The sequence below is a fragment of the Paraburkholderia sp. genome (genome assembly GCF_036488795.1).
Classification (GTDB): Bacteria; Pseudomonadota; Gammaproteobacteria; order Burkholderiales; family Burkholderiaceae; genus Paraburkholderia.
This window is the reverse complement of sequence record NZ_DASXHA010000155.1, coordinates 1-19384: the sequence shown is the minus strand read 5'-3', so window position 1 is coordinate 19384 and position 19384 is coordinate 1. Positions and strand designations below refer to the sequence as shown.

General features: G+C 63.0%; 20 protein-coding genes. 10 read left to right on the top strand and 10 right to left on the bottom strand.

All coding sequences use genetic code 11. The annotated features are described in order from the left end of the window. Positions 1–737, bottom strand: a 737-nt coding sequence (locus tag VGH41_RS22570) for an IclR family transcriptional regulator (RefSeq protein ID WP_331599827.1), incomplete at its 3' end; no start/stop codon positions are given. A gap of 349 nt (positions 738–1086) precedes the next feature. Then, positions 1087–2058, bottom strand: a complete 972-nt coding sequence (locus VGH41_RS22565; protein WP_414696699.1) for a glycosyltransferase family 2 protein — start codon at positions 2056–2058, stop codon at positions 1087–1089. 330 nt (positions 2059–2388) lie between these two features. Between VGH41_RS22565 and VGH41_RS22560 the strand changes: the two genes are divergently transcribed. Further along, complete coding sequence (locus tag VGH41_RS22560; protein WP_331599825.1) at positions 2389–3213, top strand: hypothetical protein; 825 nt, start codon at positions 2389–2391, stop codon at positions 3211–3213. 21 nt (positions 3214–3234) lie between these two features. Here the strand turns inward: VGH41_RS22560 and mtgA are convergent, their stop codons facing one another. The 5 genes from mtgA to mpl all read right to left on the bottom strand — a co-directional run bounded on the left by mtgA (position 3235) and on the right by mpl (position 9218). Next, positions 3235–3957, bottom strand: coding sequence for a monofunctional biosynthetic peptidoglycan transglycosylase (gene mtgA / locus VGH41_RS22555; RefSeq protein ID WP_331599824.1), 723 nt, complete (start codon positions 3955–3957; stop codon positions 3235–3237). 85 nt (positions 3958–4042) lie between these two features. Then, positions 4043–4975: a shikimate dehydrogenase gene (aroE, locus tag VGH41_RS22550; protein WP_331599823.1), complete on the bottom strand. Its 933-nt coding sequence runs from the start codon at positions 4973–4975 to the stop codon at positions 4043–4045. Then, entirely contained in the window at positions 4972–7080 is a 2109-nt protein-coding gene (locus VGH41_RS22545; protein WP_331599822.1) for a ribonuclease catalytic domain-containing protein, read from the bottom strand. Before VGH41_RS22545 ends, aroE begins: the two co-directional genes overlap by 4 nt. 123 nt (positions 7081–7203) lie before the next feature. Further along, positions 7204–7806 carry a YqiA/YcfP family alpha/beta fold hydrolase gene (locus tag VGH41_RS22540; RefSeq protein WP_331599821.1) on the bottom strand — a complete coding sequence of 201 codons (603 nt, stop codon included), beginning with the start codon at positions 7804–7806 and terminating at the stop codon, positions 7204–7206. Next, complete coding sequence (gene mpl, locus VGH41_RS22535) at positions 7803–9218, bottom strand: UDP-N-acetylmuramate:L-alanyl-gamma-D-glutamyl-meso-diaminopimelate ligase (RefSeq protein ID WP_331599820.1); 1416 nt, start codon at positions 9216–9218, stop codon at positions 7803–7805. Before mpl ends, VGH41_RS22540 begins: the two co-directional genes overlap by 4 nt. A gap of 216 nt (positions 9219–9434) precedes the next feature. On the opposite strand from mpl, the gene VGH41_RS22530 reads away from it, so the two are divergent. The 9 genes from VGH41_RS22530 to VGH41_RS22490 all read left to right on the top strand — a co-directional run bounded on the left by VGH41_RS22530 (position 9435) and on the right by VGH41_RS22490 (position 16806). Continuing rightward, positions 9435–10091 (top strand): UDP-N-acetylmuramate--alanine ligase, encoded by a 657-nt coding sequence (locus VGH41_RS22530; RefSeq protein ID WP_331599819.1) that lies wholly within the window; start codon positions 9435–9437, stop codon positions 10089–10091. 10 nt (positions 10092–10101) lie between these two features. Beyond that, positions 10102–10671, top strand: coding sequence for a TlpA disulfide reductase family protein (locus VGH41_RS22525; RefSeq protein ID WP_331599818.1), 570 nt, complete (start codon positions 10102–10104; stop codon positions 10669–10671). A gap of 194 nt (positions 10672–10865) precedes the next feature. Continuing rightward, positions 10866–11321, top strand: coding sequence for a type II 3-dehydroquinate dehydratase (aroQ, locus tag VGH41_RS22520; protein ID WP_331599817.1), 456 nt, complete (start codon positions 10866–10868; stop codon positions 11319–11321). Positions 11322–11390: 69 nt separating this feature from the next. Then, positions 11391–11858, top strand: a complete 468-nt coding sequence (gene accB, locus VGH41_RS22515) for an acetyl-CoA carboxylase biotin carboxyl carrier protein (RefSeq protein WP_331599816.1) — start codon at positions 11391–11393, stop codon at positions 11856–11858. A 95-nt stretch (positions 11859–11953) separates the two neighbouring features. Beyond that, positions 11954–13321, top strand: coding sequence for an acetyl-CoA carboxylase biotin carboxylase subunit (gene accC / locus VGH41_RS22510; protein ID WP_331599815.1), 1368 nt, complete (start codon positions 11954–11956; stop codon positions 13319–13321). A 3-nt stretch (positions 13322–13324) separates the two neighbouring features. Beyond that, positions 13325–14218: a 50S ribosomal protein L11 methyltransferase gene (gene prmA / locus VGH41_RS22505; protein ID WP_331599813.1), complete on the top strand. Its 894-nt coding sequence runs from the start codon at positions 13325–13327 to the stop codon at positions 14216–14218. Positions 14219–14287: 69 nt separating this feature from the next. Continuing rightward, positions 14288–15562 (top strand): zinc-ribbon and DUF3426 domain-containing protein, encoded by a 1275-nt coding sequence (locus tag VGH41_RS22500; RefSeq protein WP_331599812.1) that lies wholly within the window; start codon positions 14288–14290, stop codon positions 15560–15562. 80 nt (positions 15563–15642) lie between these two features. Further along, the gene (gene tpx, locus VGH41_RS22495) at positions 15643–16143 is read left to right on the top strand and encodes a thiol peroxidase (protein ID WP_331599811.1); all 501 of its coding nucleotides are present in this window, start codon (positions 15643–15645) and stop codon (positions 16141–16143) included. A gap of 186 nt (positions 16144–16329) precedes the next feature. Continuing rightward, positions 16330–16806: a glycine zipper 2TM domain-containing protein gene (locus VGH41_RS22490; protein WP_331599810.1), complete on the top strand. Its 477-nt coding sequence runs from the start codon at positions 16330–16332 to the stop codon at positions 16804–16806. Positions 16807–17004: 198 nt separating this feature from the next. On the opposite strand, the gene VGH41_RS22485 is transcribed toward VGH41_RS22490, so the two are convergent. The 3 genes from VGH41_RS22485 to VGH41_RS22475 all read right to left on the bottom strand — a co-directional run bounded on the left by VGH41_RS22485 (position 17005) and on the right by VGH41_RS22475 (position 19298). Next, positions 17005–17592 carry a histone H1-like DNA-binding protein gene (locus tag VGH41_RS22485; protein WP_331599828.1) on the bottom strand — a complete coding sequence of 196 codons (588 nt, stop codon included), beginning with the start codon at positions 17590–17592 and terminating at the stop codon, positions 17005–17007. A gap of 31 nt (positions 17593–17623) precedes the next feature. Then, positions 17624–17950, bottom strand: coding sequence for a hypothetical protein (locus VGH41_RS22480; RefSeq protein ID WP_331599809.1), 327 nt, complete (start codon positions 17948–17950; stop codon positions 17624–17626). Positions 17951–18041: 91 nt separating this feature from the next. Next, positions 18042–19298: a ribonucleotide-diphosphate reductase subunit beta gene (locus VGH41_RS22475; protein WP_331599808.1), complete on the bottom strand. Its 1257-nt coding sequence runs from the start codon at positions 19296–19298 to the stop codon at positions 18042–18044. Positions 19299–19384: the final 86 nt, after the last annotated feature.

The following is a 19384-nucleotide window of genomic DNA, read 5'->3' as shown; positions in this document are numbered from 1 at the left end:
TCGTTTTCTTCCAGGTCGAACGTGTAGCCGCCCGCCGAATAGCTCGCCATGCGCTGCATGAAAGTCGGCAGATCAGGCCGGTTATCCGGTTTGAAGCTGACGCCTGCGAGCGCGCGCCGCGACGCTTCAAAGAGCGACGTCCACGCATCCGGCGTGAGGTCGAGCATCATCGCCTTGCCGATGCCGGTCGACGCGAGCGGCATGCGGTGTCCCACCCGTGAGCGCATCTCGAGGCCGCGCGTGCCGGGGATTTTGTCGATGTACAGCACGTCGTCGCCGTCGCGCACGCCAAGGTGGATCGTGTCGTGGGTCTGTTCCGCAAGCGACTCGATATGCGGGCGCGCCACCGTGGTGAGCGGCATCTGTTCGAGCGCAATGGTGCCGAGTTCGATCAGCTTCGGCCCGAGCAGATAGCCGCCTTGCACCTGGCGCAGATAGCGCGCCTGCACGAGGCTGCTCACCAGACGATGGGTTGTGCTGCGGGTCGTGCCGAGCGCGGCGCCGAAGGTGCGCAGGTCGCGCACGCCAGCGGCGGCGGCCTCCAGAATGGCGAGACCGCGCAACAGTGTCTGGGTGCCGGCTTGCTGCGGCGTGATGTCGAGCAGCGTGCTCGGCAACGCGATCGCGTCGGCGGCCTTGTGTGCGCCTGCGGCGCCGTCAAGCGTGCGGGCGCGTGGCTGCGGCGCGGCGTCGGAGCCCGGCTTGGTGGCGGCGTGAGTGGACATCGCTTTGTTCATGGCGATTGGACGAATGGTAGGGAGTTACCGCGCGGAGCCGGCCTGACGGCCTGCAAGACGGGACAGAACACGACGAGTGCGTGCTTGCTGCCTGACGGTGATGGGCATGGCTGGTTGTCTCCGATCATTGGGTCCGCGCCTGCCGCACGACGCCGTGCGGATGGAAGAGAGCCTTTTTTTCGTCGCGCTGGAGGCTGGCAAACCTGGTTTGCCTGACCTTGCGGTTCTGCCTGTGCGGACGTGTTGGAACGGATTGTAGGGCGCTCACCTCGAAATCTCCAATATGTGAATGCGATATTCATATATTGGGACTTCTGACTTTCCGGCCCGGTGCGGGCGGCGAGCGGCTTCAGCAGCCGCTCAGGACGGCCGTGCCGAATGTGGCTGCGTGGCGGGGATCGGCGGCGTAGCTATAGAAGGCCGCGCGGGTCGGAAAGGCGGGAAGCACGGTTTGCAGGAAGCACACCAGTTCGGTCATCTGCCGGTTGCGCAGGCACCGCTGGAAAGCGGCCAGGTCCTGCGCACCGGGACTCGTCGAGAACAGTCTTGGGCCGGACGCAAACAGCGCCTGTGCGATGACGGCTGCGACTTCCACGCGCACCCGGGCCGGCTCCTCCCGGATCGTATTCTTTTGATGCACGCGGTATGCAATGTGCTCGAACTCGAGGTCGAGGAACACGGTGCTATGGGCGCAGGCGAACATCAGGAAGTCGAGGTCGTGACAGTAGCGCAGCGGCTGGAAGCCGGCCGCCTCGTCCCACAGACGACGCGAGAACACCATAATTGAGGTCGTCGCGACGAAGTTCTCGTTTAGCAGCGCGAGTTGCGGCAGCCGCGTTTCGTCGAGAAAGCGTCGCGCCCGTGCCAGCCAGTCGACCGCGAATCCCGAGTCGTGGCGGATGCCCTGTTCGTCGATGATCTGCAGATGGCCCGCGATCAGCCCGATACCGGGCCGCTCCCGAATGATTGCCCGGCAACGCTCGAGTTTCGCCGGTGCAAACAGGTCGTCCGAGTTGAGCACGGCGACATACTCGCCGCAACTCAGCGCTATTGCCCGATTGATGGCGTGATGGGCGCCCGCGTTCTCTTGCCGGTACGTCTTCGCGTACGGCACCCCGGCGAGCACGCCTTGCGCGAGTTCGAAGCCGTTGTCCGACGAGCCGTCGTCGATGAGGATGATCTCGTTGGCGGCCGAAGTTTGCGCCAACACGCTTTCGAGGGCCGCCTCGATATAGCGTGCGTGGTTGTACAGCGGCACGACCACGGAGATAGTGGGAACGGTCGGCTCGGCCGACGCCCGGAGGGAATTCAAATTCGACATAAGCGGCGGAATGCGACGACGGGTCACCCAGCAAAAATCGCCTTACCAGACGATTGATTATATTCACCCAATATAAATCACCCGGCGCGCATTGTAGATTGCGTGAAAATTGCGCGAACAGGGCGGCCCATTTTAACGCACCTCCTTTCGAAGACAAGTATCTTTCGGCGCAGTCCACGTTATTATAAATAACAAGATCAACCATCCTCTCATTTAAGAGTGCTCCGATAGATTTTCTCTTTCGACTAAAATATTATTGACGGAATTTTAACCAAAAAAGATCCTGTCCGAATGCGAGTATTAGTAGCGACTGCGTCGAATGACGCTTATATGCCTCTGGTGCGCGGCCTTGTGGCATCGCTCAAGCAATTTGGCGATCCACTGCCCTTCACGGCAATCGGATGCCTCGACGTAGGCCTAAGCGAAGAAAGCCGCGCCTCGCTTGCCAGTCAAGGTGTGCATATTGTCGAACCTCAATGGGACCTGCCAGTAGAGAAAGCCATGCGGGAGCGCACGCCGCATCTACGATCCCTGACCGCCCGGCCGTTTCTCCCGGCTTATTTTCCCGGATACGAGCTGTATCTCTGGATCGATAGCGACGCCTGGGTTCAAGAGCGGTTTATTTTCGACTGGTTTCTCCATGCAGCCAAAGACGGCGCATTAGCTGCCGCTCCTGAATTCGACCGATCTTATAACCAGCGCATCGGCCATCCATGGAAAATCGACCGGCTCCGCCGTTATTACGGAGAAAATGCCGCCAGTTCAATTCTCGTCAATATTTATTTGAATGCGGGAGTATTCGCCCTGAGAGCGGATGCGCCGCATTGGGCACACTGGGCGAAGCATTTCGACGCAGGTCTCAGAGCCACCAAGGGCACGCTCGTGTGCGACCAGACCGCGCTCAACCACGCAATCTGGTCCCACTCGCTGCCGGTGCATCCGTTGCCGTCCACCTGTAACTGGCTGTGCCACCTCGCGCTGCCGGCGTTTGACGTCCGCAAGCAAAAGTTCTGCGATCCGCTGTTTCCGCACCAGCCGCTCGGCGTGCTGCATCTGACGGCGAACACCAAAGACCTGAGGGTCGTGCTGAATGAGGAAAGCGGCGCGGCCGTCAGCGAAACCGGTTTGCGCTGCCCCATCGCCTGGAGCGCGTGAGCCCGGCGGCGGGCCATTCGACTATTGCGGCAATTCCGCCGCGCCCATCCGGTGCGCGATCACCGCCGCCCGTTGCGCAAGATAGGGCGAGCCGCGGTGCTCATCGAAGTATTTCGGTCGCGGCAACATCACCGCGAGGCGCGCCGACTGCCACGCGGTGAGCTTCGCCGCCGAAGTCCTGAAGTAGTAGTGAGCGGCAGCCTCCGCGCCATACACCCCGTTGCCCCACTCAACGGAATTCAGGTAAATCTCGTAGATGCGCTCCTTGTCCATCAAGGTCTCAAGCATCCACGTGATGATCAACTCCTGGCCTTTGCGGATATAGCTCTTCTGCCGCGAGAGAAACAGATTGCGCGCCAATTGCTGCGTGATCGTCGAGCCGCCCGCTACGATCTTGCCGCGTGCCTTGTTCTTCTCCCACGCCTGCAGGATCGCGTCGGTCTCGTAGCCGTTGTTATTGACGAAATTCGCGTCCTCGGAAGCGATGATGGCGCGCTTGAGATTGCGCGAGATCTGCTCGTACGGCACCCACGTGTGCTGGATCGACAGATCGGGCCGGTCCTGCGACAGGCGCCATGCATCGGAGCGCATGAACGCCGTCGAAGGCGGATTCACATAGTTCCAGATGCCGATCTGCGCGAAATAGAACAACTGCGTCGCGATCCACGCAATCGCGACCACGGCGCCGGCGTAAACAATCCAGCGGGTCGGCCCGAGCCGGCTTGCTCGCGTGGTTCGCGTCATCGTCGTCACGGTCCTCGGTTGAATAGGTTCTGAAACAGGCCGCCCAGCCATTGACTCGGGCGACACACGCGGCGCGATTGCCCGCTCAGGCCGCGCTCGCTGCCGCCAGCATCTGCCGCAATTGCGCGAGCACGGGTGCGCCACTGGGACGCACGCCGCGCCAGATGTAAAACGATTCGGCCGCCTGTTCGACCAGCATGCCCAGGCCGTCGGCGGTGCGCGCGCCGAGCGTCTGCGCGTGTTGCATGAACACCGTCGGCTGGGCGCCATACATCATGTCGTACGCGAGCGTGCCGCTGCCGAACGCGCGGTCGTCGCATTCGGGCAGCGCGGCGTCGAGGCTGCCGGCCGTCGCGTTGATGATGACGTCATAGGCACCCGGCTCGATTGCCGTGGCGCCGCCGCCGGTCAGCCGGCAACCGGCCGTCTGCGCCGCTGCGCCGAACTCGCCGACCAGCGCGTCAGCCTTCGCGCCCGTGCGGTTGGCGATCGTCAAGGTATGCGGCGAGCGTTCCAGCATGGGCAGTACCACGCCGCGTGCGGCACCGCCCGCGCCCAGCAACAGGATGCGCGCGCCCTTGAGCGGCGTGCCCAGATTCACTTCGATATCGCGCACGAGGCCAAAGCCGTCCGTGTTGTCGCCATAGATGCCGGATGCGTCCACGCGCAACGTGTTCACGGCGCCCGCCGCCGCCGCACGCGGCGACAAGGTCGTGGCCAACGCGTGGGCCTCCAGCTTGAACGGCACCGTGACATTGAGCCCGCGCCCGCCCGCTTCGAAGAAAGCGCGCACGTGCGGCACGAAGTTGTCGAGCGGTGCCAGCAGGTGGGTATAGTCGATCGCCTCACCGGTCTGCTCCGCAAAACGCGCGTGAATGAACGGCGATTTGCTATGGGCGACCGGGTTGCCGACCACCGCATAGCGGTCGCGCGCGATGCCTGCCGCTGTGGCCTGGCCAGCTGCCGGCGCAGCTGGCGGCGCAGATTTCCGCGCAGTTGGCCCGCTGGTCCCGTTCATTGGCCCGGCTCCCCGATATGCTGGGCGGCGGGCGTATCTTCGGCTTCCACATCGTTGCCGCGTTCCGCCGCTTCACCCTCACCCCCAGCAACAGCTTCTTCGGCCTCGGCTTCCGCTTCGCTCTGCGCGGAATCGTCCGCGGCGTCGAGCAACTCTTCCTCGCCCTCATCAGACTCTTCCGCTTCCGTGCCGCTCGTGACCGTCGGCGCGTCGAGCACCTTCAGCATCCGCACGGATGCTTCGACGGTCAGTTCGTCGATCGACATCACTTCCATCAGCAGGCGCGTGCCGCGCGCGTGCACGCCGAGCGCCGGCACATGCAGCAGCAAAGGAATCTCTTCGAGCCGCACGAGGTCGTCCTTCACCACCGTCGCCACGACCTGCTTCTTGTTCTCCTGCTTCAGCCAGCGCAGGCACCAGAAATATTCCATGCGGCGCTGGTGATCGGCATAAGCCGAATAGGTGTCGTCGAAGCCCTGCACGACGGCGAACAGATCGGCGTCCTTCGGCTTGAACGGCGCGGCCAGCTTGGCAGTGACGCCGTGCTGCACACAGGCGAGCAACTGCCACTGATTGACGAGGTCCACGTAGCGGCGCAACGGCGAGGTGCTCCACGCGTACTGGGCGACGCCCAACCCCTCATGCGGCGCCGCGTTGGTCTGCATGCGCGTGCGCTTTGGGCCGGACGGCGTACCGAACGCGCGCTGCGTACGGTAGATACCCGGCACGCCATGATCGTGCAGGAACGCGCCCCACGACGAGTTGGCGAGAATCGCCAGTTCGGCGACGATCGTATCGAGCGGTGAACCACGCCGGCGCGGCGTGATGGTGATGTGCTCGCCTTCGACGTAGAAATTGAAGTCGGTATTGCGCTGCACTTCGCGACGCAGTCCGTAACCTGCGCGAGCCTGCTGGCGCTTTTCGAACAGCGCCAGCGCAAACGGCCACAGCACCGCAATGTCGTCCTTGTGCGGGTAGTCGCCGCTGCCTTCGGCGAGCGCCGCTTCGGTGACCAGTTCGTCCAGCGTGTTGTGGCGCAGGTTGTTCTTCACGAACACGCGCTCCGCGCGCGTCTCGCTCGCGACGATTTCCTGTGTTTCGCGGTTGACGATCACATACAGCGACAGCGCCGGCCGCAAGCCGCCTTCGGCCAGCGTGAAAGCTTCGACGACGCTGTCAGGCAGCATCGTGATCTTGTCGCCCGGCATATACACGGTCGACAAGCGGTTGCGCGCAATCGCGTCCACCTCGTCGCCGCGCTGGATTCCCAGCGCCGGCGCGGCGATGTGCACGCCAATCCGCAGCCGCCCATCGGCGAGATGCTCGACGGAGAACGCGTCGTCGATTTCCGTGGTGGTCACGTCATCAATTGAGAACGCCTGCACGGCAGCTTCCGGCAGATCTTCCGGCAACGCGCCGACCGTCACGGCCGCGAACCCGGTGCCGTGCGGGAAAAATTCGGCCAGAAAACGCGCTTCGTGCAGCGCGCGCGCCGACGCAATGCCGCCGCACTCCAGCATCAAACGCGCCTGCGAGATACCGCGCGCCGCCGCCGCGGCTTCCAGCGCCTTGTATTCAATGGTGTTCTTGTCGGGCTTGGTCAGCAGACCGAGCGCCTTGCCGGCGAGTGCCTCGGGCAGACGGCCCGCCTTCAGTTCTTCCTCATAGCCGGCCTGCACCAGCCCCTGCTGACGCTTGCGCTCGAGCGCGGCCAACGCCATCTGCAACTGCTCTTGCGGCGTGCGTTGATACTGACCGCGTCCTTTGCGCCGGAAATACACCGGCGCGGCGTGCATGCGCAGCACCAGCGCCGCGCGTTCGACCGGACCGAACGACGCGCCGAAATAGTCGGCGCCTAGCGTCGCAAACGGAAATTCGTCCTCGGGCGCGCACTCCCACAGGAAGTCCAGATCGATCTCCTGCGCGGCGGCGTCGGCCTGCTGGATCAGATCGCCGGCACTCGGCTTCTCGAATTCGATCAGCACATCTTTCGCGCGCACCTTCGTGCGCCGGCCGCCCGGCAGTTCGACCTGGAACGCATCGCCCTGGCGCGACAGCACGCTGCCCGCCTTGAAACTGCCTGATTCCTCAAAGAAAACGTTCACTCAATACTCTCGTTTCTGACTTGCATTCGCCGCGGCGTCTGGCGGATCGGTCCGGCCCGCGCGGCGGCAACGTGTTCGTGGTGGGTGGTCCGCCGCGCGCATGCTGGGCGCCGGCGGCGTGAATCAGGCCGCCGCGCGTGGCGCCGGCGGTTCGACATCCTCTTCGTCGCAAAAGGCGAGCACGCCGTCGACGTACTGTTCGAACTCGCTGATAGCGTGGTCGCTACCTTCGATCAACGTGATGCGCGCGCCAGGGTAGTGCGCGAGCATTTCGCGATAATCCAGCACTTCGTCGCCGGTGGCGGCAATCAAATAATAGCGTTCGGGGCGGGTAATGGCGCCGACCCTGAGTGCGTGCAATTCATCCAGATGATGCGGTTCGACGACGATGCTGCCGCCGCCGTGCCACAGCGGCTGTTCGCCGAGGTACTGGCTCAGATCGCGCTGCGGCACGACCGCCGGATTCAGCAGCACGGCCGGCCAGCCGTGTTTCTCGGCCAGATGCGTGGCGAAATAGCCGCCCAGCGAACTGCCGATCACGGTCACACGTTCCGCGCCTGCCTCGGCTACCAGCTTTTCGACGAGAGCAATCGTCTCGAGTGGCGACACCGGCAACAGCGGGCAACACCATTCGGCGCTGCGTCCTGACTCGGCGAGGCGCGCCGCCATCACGCGTGCCTTGAACGAGTTCGGCGAAGAGCGGAAGCCGTGCAGATAGAGAATCACGCGGCGCCTCGTTCGCGCGCGCCGGCAGCCGGCCGCAGCGACAGCGCGTCGAGCAGCTTCTGATGAACGCCGCCAAAGCCGCCGTTGCTCATGACCAGCACCTGATCGCCGGGGCGCGCGCTCGCCACGACCGCTTTGACGAGTGCGTCGAGATTGTCGAAGGCCTGCGCCTTGTCGCCGAGCGGCGCCAGCGCTTCGCCCAGATTCCAGCCCAGCGCGTCGCGGCCGCTGGGCGCGCCGTAGCCGAACACCAGATCCGCGTCGGCGAGGCTCGCCGGCAATTGCGCTTTCATCACGCCCAGCTTCATGGTGTTCGAGCGCGGCTCCAGCACCGCGAGAATGCGGGTGTTGTCGCGGCCGACCCGCGTGCGCAATCCGGCAAGCGTCGTCTCGATAGCGGTCGGATGATGGGCGAAGTCGTCATATACGGTCACGCCGTCGACGCTGCCGCGCACTTCCATGCGCCGCTTCACGTTACGAAAGCTCGACAGCGACTGCGCGGCCTGGGCCGGCGGCACGCCGACGTGGCGCGCGGCGGCGATTGCCGCGATCGCGTTCATGCGGTTGTGTTCGCCCTGCACCTGCCAGTCGACCAGGCCCACGCGTTCGCCCTGGTGATAAACCGCAAAACGCTCGTCGACGGCCACGCCGTCTTCGGCCGGCAACGCCTCCCAGCCGCCCTGCACACCGAAACGCTCGACCTCGCTCCAGCAGCCGCGCGTCAGCACTCGCTCGAGCGCGGCCTCACGGCCATTCGTGACGATGCGCCCGATGCCGGGCACCGTGCGGACCAGGTGATGGAACTGCGTCTCGATAGCCGCAAGATCCGGGAAAATGTCAGCGTGATCGAACTCGAGGTTGTTGAGGATCGCGGTGCGCGGCCGGTAGTGCACGAACTTCGAACGCTTGTCGAAGAAGGCGGTGTCGTATTCGTCCGCTTCGATCACGAAGAAGCTCGAATCCGTCAGCCGCGCCGACACGCCGAAGTTCAGCGGCACGCCGCCGATCAGAAAGCCCGGATTCATGCCCGCATCTTCGAGCAACCAGGTCAGCATCGAACTGGTGGTGGTCTTGCCGTGGGTGCCGGCCACCGCCAGCACCCACTTGCCGTTCAGCACATGTTCGCCAAGCCACTGCGGACCGGACACGTACGGCAGGCCGCGGTCGAGAATGGCTTCCATCAACGGATTGCCGCGCGACACCACGTTGCCGATGACGAACAGATCGGGCTTCAGATCGAGCTGTTCCGCGCCGTAACCCTCTATGAGACGGATGCCTTGCGCCTCGAGCTGCGTGCTCATGGGCGGATAGACGCCGGCGTCGCAGCCGGTCACGGTATGCCCGGCGCCGCGCGCGAGTACCGCGAGACCGCCCATGAACGTGCCGCAAATGCCGAGGATGTGGATATGCATAAGCCTGTGTCGTGCCGCGCGGGCGTACTTTTTGCGTGGGAAATGGTGCGCAGAAGGGGCCGCGAGAGACCGTCTGCAAAGGACGCTATTGTAACCGACGCCCTTCGATCACCCACGCCGGCGCCGCTCGCGGCCTCGGTCCGGACGGTGCAAGCCCGGCCCCGGACACCCGGACTCCCAAAAAGGACCCGCTGCATTCTCTAGTATGATTGAGAGATGGTTCGCAAATCACATTTCGATCCCCAGCGCGTGCGCGACGAAATCGCCATCGCCGCTGCGAGGATGATCGCCGAGGACGGTCTCGACTATTCGACGGCCAAGCGCAAGGCTGCGCGGCAAGTCGTCGGGGAGACCCGTGTTTCCGGAGAATGGCTGCCGGATAACGACCAGATCGAGGAAGAAATCCGCGAATACCAGTCGCTCTTTCAAGGCGACAGCCAGCCGGCGGTGCTGCGCCGGCTGCGCGGCGTCGCGCTCGACTGGATGCAGCGCCTCGCGCCGTTCAACCCCTATCTGACCGGCGCGGTGCTAAGCGGCACGGCCGGCGAACATTCGGATGTGCACCTGCAGGCGTTTTGCGACAACCCCAAAGAAGTCGCGATCTACTTCCTGAATGCCAACGTGCAATATGACGTGTCGGAAACGCGGCACTTCGCGGGCCGCGGCTATGTCGAAACGCTGAGTTTCCTGTGGCGCCCGGAGCGCGAAGGACGCGACGCCGACCCGGTCGGCGTGCATGTCGCCCTCTACGGCACCGACGACCTGCGCGGCGCGGTGCGCGCCGACGCCCGTGGCCGGCTTGCCCGGGCCAGCACCCAGGCGGTGCAGGCGCTACTGGACGAAAGCAGCGCGGCGGCCTCTCCCAACAATTGATCAGACAAACATGAACCTCAAGCGGATTCTGGCAGGAGCAGCGGTAGCGGTGGTGGCCACGGGCATCGGTGCCTTCGTGAGTCATAGCCTGTTGAACGGAGCTGACGGCGAAGTCGCGCATGCCGCGCAAACCGCCCCGGCAAGCCCCGCCACGCCGCAAAATGCCGTCGCCCAGTTGTGGGCCGCGCCGGTCACCAACCCGGATGGCAAGCCGCAATCGCTCAACCTTTTCAAGGGCCATCCTGTGGTGGTCAATTTCTGGGCGTCGTGGTGCGGACCGTGTGTCGAGGAAATGCCGGCCCTGTCGCAGATGCAGCGCGAGTACGCGAAGAAAGGCATCGAGTTCGTCGGTCTGGGAGTCGACTCGGACAAAAACGTCAAAGCCTTCCTGCAAAAGGTGGCCGTCAGCTATCCGGTATACGTGATCGGGTTCGGCGGCGCGGACCTCGCCCGGGCGTTCGGCAATAATGCGGGCGGTCTGCCATTTACTGTCGTCATCGACGCAAAAGGCAACGTTCGGTCGACAAAATTAGGCCAAATCCAGCCGAACGAGCTGAAGCAGACGCTCGACGCACTCTAGCCTTAACATTGTCTTGACGTTTAGATGTGGCCGGAATGCGCCGCATTGTGCGCAAATTGCATAAAATTACCGGAAGATGTCCGTTTGGCGCTGTGACCGAAAGCCGCGAAAATCAAACCTTACGCGCGCGAAACTAGACAAGTTTCTCTAATCAGCGCTAAAGTGCGGCCAATTCCACGGAAAAAGAAGCGACCATGACGCGACTGCTGGTACTGCACGGACCTAACCTCAACCTTCTCGGCACACGGGAACCCGAGGTTTACGGTCGCGTGACGCTACCGCAGATCGATCAGGCACTGGCGGACCGCGCAGCGGACGCCGGCGTCGAACTCGCGTCGTTCCAGAGCAATCATGAGGGCGCGCTGGTCGATCGCATTCAATCCGCACGGATCGAAAAAACCGATTTCATCCTGATCAATCCCGCCGCGTACACGCACACCAGCGTGGCGATTCGGGATGCACTGGCGGGTGTCGGCATCCCGTTCGTCGAGATTCATCTGTCGAACGTGCATCGTCGTGAACCGTTCCGGCATCATTCGTATTTTTCCGACCAGGCGGAGGGCGTCATTTGCGGCCTCGGCTGGAAGGGCTATCTATACGCATTCGAATTCGCGCTTGACCGGCTGTCTGCCGGCGCGTCGCACGGCTGATTCCAACAAACCAATTCTGCGCCGGCAGGCTGAGCCGCCGGCACTTCACGCATTGAAAGGGGATGCCCAATGGATCTACGTAAACTGAAGACTCTGATCGACCTCGTCTCTGAGTCCGGCATTTCGGAACTGGAAGTGACCGAAGGCGAAGGCAAGGTCCGCATCGTCAAGAATGCCCCGCCGGTTTACGTCCAGCCGTCCGCTTCGTACGCGCCGCAATATGCCGCGCCGGCACCGGCGCCGGGTGCAGCCGCCGAAGCACCGGCCGCCGCTCCGGCCACGCCGGCTGCAGTCGCGCCGCAAGGCCATGTGGTGACCTCACCGATGGTCGGCACCTTCTACCGCGCACCGTCGCCGGGCGCCGAGCCGTTCGTGCAGGTGGGCGACACGGTCAAGGAAGGCCAGACGATCTGCATCATCGAAGCCATGAAGCTGCTCAACGAGATCGAGTCGGACAAGTCCGGCGTGGTCAAGGAAATCCTCGTCGACAACGGGCAAGCCGTCGAATACGGCCAGCCGCTGTTCGTGGTCGGCTAACGCGGCGCGTTTTTTTGCCGGGGTGTGCGACCGTCCTTTGAGGTGGCCGTGCGTTGTGATCAACCCGGCGCCCATTGATGAGTCGAAAACCCGCTATGTTTGAAAAAATCCTCATTGCCAATCGCGGCGAGATCGCGCTCCGTATTCAGCGCGCCTGCCGCGAACTCGGCGTCAAAACCGTCGTCGTCTATTCGGAAGCCGACAAGGAAGCCAAGTATGTGAAGCTCGCCGACGAAGCCGTCTGTATCGGCCCGGCGCCTTCCAATCTGAGCTATCTGAACATGCCGGCGCTGATCAGCGCGGCAGAAGTCACCGACGCCGAAGCGATTCACCCCGGCTACGGCTTCCTGTCGGAGAACGCCGACTTTGCCGAACGCGTCGAACAGTCGGGCTTCGTCTTCATTGGCCCGCGCCCCGAAACCATCCGCATGATGGGCGACAAGGTCTCGGCCAAGCAGACCATGATCAAGACCGGCGTGCCGTGCGTGCCGGGTTCGGAAGGCGCGTTGCCGGACGATCCGAAGGAGATCGTGAAAATTGCGCGCTCGATCGGCTATCCGGTGATCATCAAGGCCGCCGGCGGCGGCGGCGGTCGCGGCATGCGCGTGGTGCACACGGAAGCGGCACTCGTCAACGCGGTCAACATGACGCGTGAAGAAGCCGGCCGTGCCTTCGGCAATCCGCAGGTCTACATGGAGAAATTCCTGGAGAACCCGCGGCACATCGAAATCCAGGTGCTGTCCGATTCCTTCAAGAACTCGATCTGGCTGGGCGAGCGCGACTGCTCGATGCAGCGCCGCCACCAGAAGGTGATCGAAGAGGCGCCGGCGCCAGGCATTGCGCGCCGCCTGATCGACCGGATTGGCGACCGTTGCGCCGACGCCTGCAAGAAGATGGGCTATCTCGGCGCGGGCACGTTTGAATTCCTGTACGAAAACGGCGAGTTCTACTTCATTGAAATGAACACGCGCGTGCAGGTCGAACACCCGGTCACCGAACTGATCACGGGCGTCGACATCGTGCAGGAACAGATCCGCATTGCGGCCGGCGAAAAGCTCGCCTTCCGTCAGCGTGACATCGTGTTCAAGGGACATGCAATCGAATGCCGGATCAACGCCGAAGATCCGTTCAAGTTCATTCCGTCACCGGGACGCCTGACCTCGTGGCATATGCCGGGCGGCCCCGGCATCCGCGTCGATTCGCACGTTTATAACGGCTATTTCGTACCGCCGAACTATGATTCGATGATCGGCAAGCTGATCGCTTACGGTGCAACGCGTGAGCAGGCCATCAAGCGGATGCGGATCGCGCTGTCGGAAATGGTGGTGGAAGGTATTCAGACCAACATTCCGCTGCACCGCGAACTGATGCTCGACGCCAAGTTCGTCGAAGGCGGCACCAGCATTCACTACCTCGAAAACCGGCTGGCCGCGAAGCAGCAGGCCGCACCGGAAGAAGCGTAAGTCATGAGTTACCGGGAACTGATCGTCGAACTGGCGCGCGAGCACGCGGAGGAATTGTCCGACGCGCTGCTGGAACTGGGTGCATTGTCCGTGTCCGTGGAAGACGCGGACGCGGATACGCCCGACGAGCAACCGCTGTTCGGCGAGCCCGGCCTCACGCCTGACCGCACGGCCTGGCAGCGCTCGCGCGTGATCGCGCTGCTCGCGCCCGAACATGACCCCGCGGTGCTGCTGACGGCCGCGGCGAACGAGCTGGGTTTGACAGCCACGCCCACCTTCAGCATGCGCGAAGTCGAGGAACAGGATTGGGTGCGGCTCACGCAGTCGCAATTCGATCCCATTCCGATCGGCGAGCGCATCTGGGTCGTGCCGTCCTGGCACGACGCACCGGACCCCGACGCCCTTGTGCTGGAACTCGATCCGGGCCTTGCCTTCGGCACCGGCAGCCATCCGACCACACGTCTGTGCATGGAATGGCTCGAGCAATCGGTGCAGCTGGATCAGTCCGTTCTCGACTACGGCTGCGGCTCCGGCATTCTCGCGATCCTAGCGAGGAAGTGCGGCGCGAATCCGGTTTGGGGTATCGACATCGATCCGCAAGCCGTCGAATCGGCCCGCCACAACAGCGAGCGCAATCGCGCCGACGTGACCTACGGTTTGCCCGACGACTGCCCCGCGGGCGAGTTCGATATCGTCGTGGCGAACATCCTGTCCAATCCGCTCAAACTGATGGCTTCGATGCTGTCGTCCAAGGTCAAGCCGGGCGGCCGCATTGCACTGTCGGGCATTCTGGCTCGCCAGGCCGACGAAGTCGCGCGTGTCTATCAGCAATGGATCGACATTGGCGTATGGCGTGAACACGAAGGCTGGGTATGCCTGACTGGAACACGTCGCTGAACGCCTGGCGAAAGCCATTAGAATAAGGCGTATTGTCCAACCACCGGCCCTCCGGCCCCCCGGCTCAATATGCTCCTGGCGACGCGCTGCCCCTTCTGCGAAACCATCTTCCGGCTCCAGCCGGAACAACTTGCGCTGCGCCGCGGTCTTGTACGCTGCGGGCATTGCCACGAAGTGTTCGACGCCACGTCCAGCCTCTACGAACTGGCCGCAAGCGGCGACTTCAGCAACGCCACGCCTGTCTCACCCGCTGCCGCTGTCGCGTTGACCGCGAGCCCGCCCCCTGCGCCCCAGGCGCCGAAGACACCGGACTTCGGCGCAGACGCATGGAACCCGTGGGCGCCTGTGGCTGACGCGGTGATCGACAATCGCCTGCTTCATAGTGCAGCAACGCTACCGCTCTCACCGGTTTCATCCAGCGTCGCGATCACGCCGCGCCATGTCGAGGAACCCCAACTACCGCCTGAGAGCGTCGAGTCTCACGCGGCAATCCGCGCAGAACCCGTGTTCACGGATACCGCCGAACCGTTTCTCGCGGAGCATGCGCAGGCCGAGCCGGAACCGGTCGCTGTACCGACAGCTGCGCGAGCCGCTGCACCGGCACCGGCACCGTCCCACGAACCGGTGCGCGAAGCGGCGCCTGCATGGCGCGCAGTCGAACGCCCCGAGGAAGAACCGGAACTGCAAGACGCGCAAGCCGCCGCCGCGACCCTGCGAACCACGCCGCCCGACAGCGAACCGCACTTCGGCCCGGCTACCGGTGCCGCCGCCGCAGCAACGCCCGAGCCCTTCGCGTTCAATCCGGCGCGAGACGACGAGGATCCGTTCCCGGTCGTACGCGAGACCCGCGCGGCCCCGCCACGGCGGATCGGCTGGCAGATCTTCGGGGCGCTGATTGCGTTGATCCTGCTGATTACGCTGCTCGCCCAGGTCGCATGGTGGCAGCGCGAGATCATCATGGTGTCGTGGCCCGACTCGCAGTCGCTCTATGCGCAGGCCTGCGAGCAACTCGGCTGCACGGTGATGCCGCCGCACGACATCGACGGTTTGCAGGTCGAGCCGTCCGACCTGCGTCAGATCGACGGCCCGCACAAGCTCGAACTGAAGATGCCGCTGCGCAACCGCTCCAACGTCGCGTTGGCCTATCCGGCTATCGAACTCACGCTGCTCGACGACCAGAACAATGTCGCCGTGCGGCGCGTGCTATGGCCGCAGGACTACGTCAAACCCGGCACGCCGATCGCATCCGGCCTGCCGCCGCGCACGACGCAAACCATGATCGTGCATCTCGATACCGGTAATGCGGTCGCCTCGAATTTCCGCGTACAGATTTTCTATCCCTAGTCGCACGCTGCAGCATTCTTGCGCCCGGCACACGCCGGGCGAAATCACCGTCGATTCCTGACGAACCTTCGGAGCACAACATGAGTCAAGTCACACTGGGTGGCAACCCGATTGAAGTAGCCGGCACGTTCCCGAGCGCAGGCCAGAAGGCACCCGCATTCTCGCTCGTCGGCAAGGATCTGAAGCCCGTCACGCTCGCCGATTTCGCCGGCAAGCGCAAAGTATTGAACATCGTGCCGAGCCTCGACACGCCGACCTGCGCGACCTCAACACGCAAGTTCAACGAAGCCGCGGGCAAGCTGTCGAACACGGCCGTGATCGTCATCTCGGGCGACCTGCCGTTCGCCGCCGGCCGCTTCTGCACGACGGAAGGCATCGAAAACGTCGTGACGGCGTCGACCTTCCGCGGCCATGAGTTTGCTGAGGCGTATGGCGTCGACGTGACGAGCGGCCCGCTGACGGGTCTGACGGCGCGCGCTGTCGTCGTGATCGACGAAAACGACAAGGTGATTCACTCGGAACTGGTCGGCGAGATCAAGAACGAGCCGAACTACGACGCCGCACTGGATGCACTGAAGTAAGCCAGCCCCTCGCACGGGACCCAGGCGCCGCGCATTGCGCGGCGTTTTTTATTGACGCGCCGTTGGGCAGCGCGATTGGAACTTGTCCCTTACGAACCTGTCAACGCTTACGCAAGTAAAACTGACCAAGCAGGCGTGAGGATACGACCTGCCGAAACGCCGAAAAGATTATCTGGAGTTTAGGGAATGAAAATAACGAGTCGTCTGGTAGTGGCCGCCTTGATCGTCGGTTCGCTGGCCATGTCGGGATGTGCGTATAACAGCAGCTCCGCCGACGTCTACACGGCGTCGCAGGCACAGCGTGAAGAGACGGTCCGGATGGGCACGGTCGACAGCGTACGAGCCGTGAAGATCAGTTCGAACAACGGCCAGCCGAGCGGCCTGGGTGCTCTCGGTGGGGGGGCGCTGGGCGCGGTGGCAGGCAGCAGGATCGGCGGCGGTACGGGTGCAATCGTCACGGGCATCATCGGCGGTATCGCCGGCGCCGTGGCCGGTAACGCCGTCGAGAACGGCGTCGCAATGCGCGACGGCCTCGAGATCACGGTGCGGCTCGACAACGGCGACATTCGCGCCATCACGCAAAGTGCGACCGGCGAGGTCTTCAGTGCCGGCGACCGCGTCCGTCTGCTTTCCAGCGGCGGCGTGACCCGCGTGACCCACTAGGTTTTATTCTGAGCCGCCTGCGTCGCCTCGCGACGCCGCGGCAGCCCCACACGCGTGTACTTGCAGTACACGCTTTTTTTCGCCCAAAAAAAATCCCGCCGCCGGATACCCGGCGACGGGACGGTGATTGAGCAGCGAGACTGACGGGCTACTCAATCATCGGACACATCGAGACGTGCCTAACGACTTCGTCAGCGCTTACGGACGGCTGCCGGTCGGGAACGGCCATGCTGCAGCCGGGTTCAACGCGGTCTTCACCGTAGCGGCCGGAGCTGCGCTCGTTGCAGCAGGGGCAGCGGGTGCAGGTGCAGCCTTCTTCGCGACAGCCTTCTTCGCAGGGGCAGCCTTCTTGGCAGGAGCAGCGGGGGCTTTCGCAGCCTTCTTCGCAGGGGCCTTGGCAGCCTTCTTCGCAGCAGGAGCCTTGGCAGCCTTCTTCGCAGGCGCCTTCTTGGCAGCGGCCTTCTTAGCCGGTGCTGCCTTCTTGGCAACCTTCTTCGCTGCAACCTTCTTCACTGCGACTTTCTTCGCAGCAACCTTCTTGGCCGGTGCAGCCTTCTTCGCTGCAACCTTCTTCACCGCGACTTTCTTGGCTGCAACCTTCTTCGCTGCGACCTTCTTGGCCGGCGCAGCCTTCTTCGCTGCAACCTTCTTCACGGCGACTTTCTTCGCGGCAACCTTCTTCACTGCAACTTTCTTTGCAGCGACTTTCTTCGCCGGAGCGGCCTTCTTTGCTGCGACTTTCTTCACAGCGGCTTTCTTAGTAGCTGCTTTCTTTGCAGTTGCCATCATTTTTCTCCTTCAGGTTTTCAGATGAGAGTTAATTCAAACTACACCCTTCGTCAAAACCCGCTTCCCGCGGACGCTTCTCAAGGCGGGCGCTACGAAGCGGGCTATTCATCGGCGTACGCAGGTGCCGCGCGCTTACGCTAATGAATACGGTAAGGCGCGCCGTGCCATCGGGCACCGCGCGCCAAGTCCAGTCAGCGTCGAATTTCGACGCCGGCAATCGTTTGATCGAGCCGCCGGCCACAAGGCCAACGGCTTTTTCCGGGGGGAAGTTTGCCCATCCCACTGAAGGGTTCGCAAAGTGCCTGTCATGTTCGTGGGTCGCGAAGGCACGCGACGCACCGGGCACGCTCTGCATCAGGCAGTCAAGCTCCTAGCCAAAATTGCCGCGGCCCCTGCCAGCGGCATCCCCATCGACGATGTCGATTCAACTGCTGCGACGCGCCGGATCACTCCCAGCTGAGTGCGCCGCCAGTCTGATATTCAATCACTCGCGTCTCGAAGAAGTTGCGTTCCTTCTTCAGGTCGATCATCTCGCTCATCCACGGGAACGGGTTTTCCTCGTTCGGGAACAGCGGATCGAGACCGATCTGCTGGCAACGGCGGTTGCAGATGAAGCGCAGATAGCTCTTGAACATGGACGCATTGAGGCCGAGCACGCCGCGCGGCATCGTGTCTTCTGCGTAACGGTATTCAAGGTCGACAGCTTGCTTGAAGATTTCGCGGATTTCCGCGCGGAACTCAGCCGTCCACAAGTGCGGATTTTCGAGTTTGATCTGGTTGATCAGGTCAATGCCGAAGTTGCAGTGCATCGACTCGTCGCGCAGGATGTACTGGTACTGTTCTGCCGCGCCGGTCATCTTGTTCTGGCGGCCAAGCGCCAGGATTTGGGTAAAGCCGACGTAGAAGAACAAGCCTTCCATCACACAGGCGAACACGATCAGCGAGCGCAGCAGCGTCTGGTCTGCTTCGAGCGTACCGGTCTTGAAGGCCGGGTCGGTCAGGCAGTGGATGAACGGAAGCAGGAATTCGTCTTTCGCGCGGATCGAGGAAACCTCGTGGTACGCGTTGAAGATCTCGCCTTCGTCGAGACCCAGCGATTCGACGATGTACTGGTAAGCGTGCGTATGAATCGCCTCTTCGAACGCCTGGCGCAGCAGAAACTGGCGGCATTCGGGCGCCGTGATGTGGCGGTAGGTGCCCAGCACGATGTTATTGGCGGCGAGCGAGTCAGCCGTGACGAAGAAGCCGAGGTTGCGCTTGACGATGCGGCGCTCGTCTTCGGTCAGTCCGTTCGGGTCTTTCCACAGGGCGATGTCGCGGGACATGTTGATTTCCTGCGGCATCCAGTGGTTCGCGCAACCGGACAGATACTTCTCCCACGCCCACTTGTACTTGAACGGCACCAGCTGATTCACGTCAGTCTGGCCGTTGATGATGCGCTTGTCGGCGACATTCACGCGCGCTTCGGAAACGGCGACCGGTGCGGCAGCGGTTCCATGAGCGGCAGATTGGGTAGCGGCGCGGGGTGCAACGGGAGCGACAGCGATGTCGTTCGCGAAGATATCCTGGGCCGAGGGAGCTTGATGAGCGGAACGCGTTCCGACTTGCGTACCGACAGCCGTTCCCGAAGCGTTGCGCAACTCATTCAGTTGCGTAGCGCTCGAGGGAGTTACGGCAGTGATCTCGTCATCCCAGTTGAGCATAAATGTCACCATCAATTTAGAACGGTTTGTACCATCTTTTCACGAGCGATAAAAGAGTTCGCTGATGAAAAATCCTGTTTTCGATT

Excerpts from the sequence above, each read along its gene's own strand:
- VGH41_RS22565 (WP_414696699.1), bottom strand. The coding sequence starts at position 2,058 with ATGTCGAATTTGAATTCCCTCCGGGCGTCGGCCGAGCCGACCGTTCCC.
- VGH41_RS22560 (WP_331599825.1), top strand. The coding sequence starts at position 2,389 with ATGCCTCTGGTGCGCGGCCTTGTGGCATCGCTCAAGCAATTTGGCGAT.
- mtgA (WP_331599824.1), bottom strand. The coding sequence starts at position 3,957 with ATGACGCGAACCACGCGAGCAAGCCGGCTCGGGCCGACCCGCTGGATT.
- aroE (WP_331599823.1), bottom strand. The coding sequence starts at position 4,975 with ATGAACGGGACCAGCGGGCCAACTGCGCGGAAATCTGCGCCGCCAGCT.
- mpl (WP_331599820.1), bottom strand. The coding sequence starts at position 9,218 with ATGCATATCCACATCCTCGGCATTTGCGGCACGTTCATGGGCGGTCTC.
- VGH41_RS22530 (WP_331599819.1), top strand. The coding sequence starts at position 9,435 with ATGGTTCGCAAATCACATTTCGATCCCCAGCGCGTGCGCGACGAAATC.
- VGH41_RS22525 (WP_331599818.1), top strand. The coding sequence starts at position 10,102 with ATGAACCTCAAGCGGATTCTGGCAGGAGCAGCGGTAGCGGTGGTGGCC.
- aroQ (WP_331599817.1), top strand. The coding sequence starts at position 10,866 with ATGACGCGACTGCTGGTACTGCACGGACCTAACCTCAACCTTCTCGGC.
- accB (WP_331599816.1), top strand. The coding sequence starts at position 11,391 with ATGGATCTACGTAAACTGAAGACTCTGATCGACCTCGTCTCTGAGTCC.
- accC (WP_331599815.1), top strand. The coding sequence starts at position 11,954 with ATGTTTGAAAAAATCCTCATTGCCAATCGCGGCGAGATCGCGCTCCGT.
- prmA (WP_331599813.1), top strand. The coding sequence starts at position 13,325 with ATGAGTTACCGGGAACTGATCGTCGAACTGGCGCGCGAGCACGCGGAG.
- VGH41_RS22500 (WP_331599812.1), top strand. The coding sequence starts at position 14,288 with ATGCTCCTGGCGACGCGCTGCCCCTTCTGCGAAACCATCTTCCGGCTC.
- tpx (WP_331599811.1), top strand. The coding sequence starts at position 15,643 with ATGAGTCAAGTCACACTGGGTGGCAACCCGATTGAAGTAGCCGGCACG.
- VGH41_RS22490 (WP_331599810.1), top strand. The coding sequence starts at position 16,330 with ATGAAAATAACGAGTCGTCTGGTAGTGGCCGCCTTGATCGTCGGTTCG.
- VGH41_RS22485 (WP_331599828.1), bottom strand. The coding sequence starts at position 17,592 with ATGGCAACTGCAAAGAAAGCAGCTACTAAGAAAGCCGCTGTGAAGAAA.
- VGH41_RS22480 (WP_331599809.1), bottom strand. The coding sequence starts at position 17,950 with ATGCAGAGCGTGCCCGGTGCGTCGCGTGCCTTCGCGACCCACGAACAT.
- VGH41_RS22475 (WP_331599808.1), bottom strand. The coding sequence starts at position 19,298 with ATGCTCAACTGGGATGACGAGATCACTGCCGTAACTCCCTCGAGCGCT.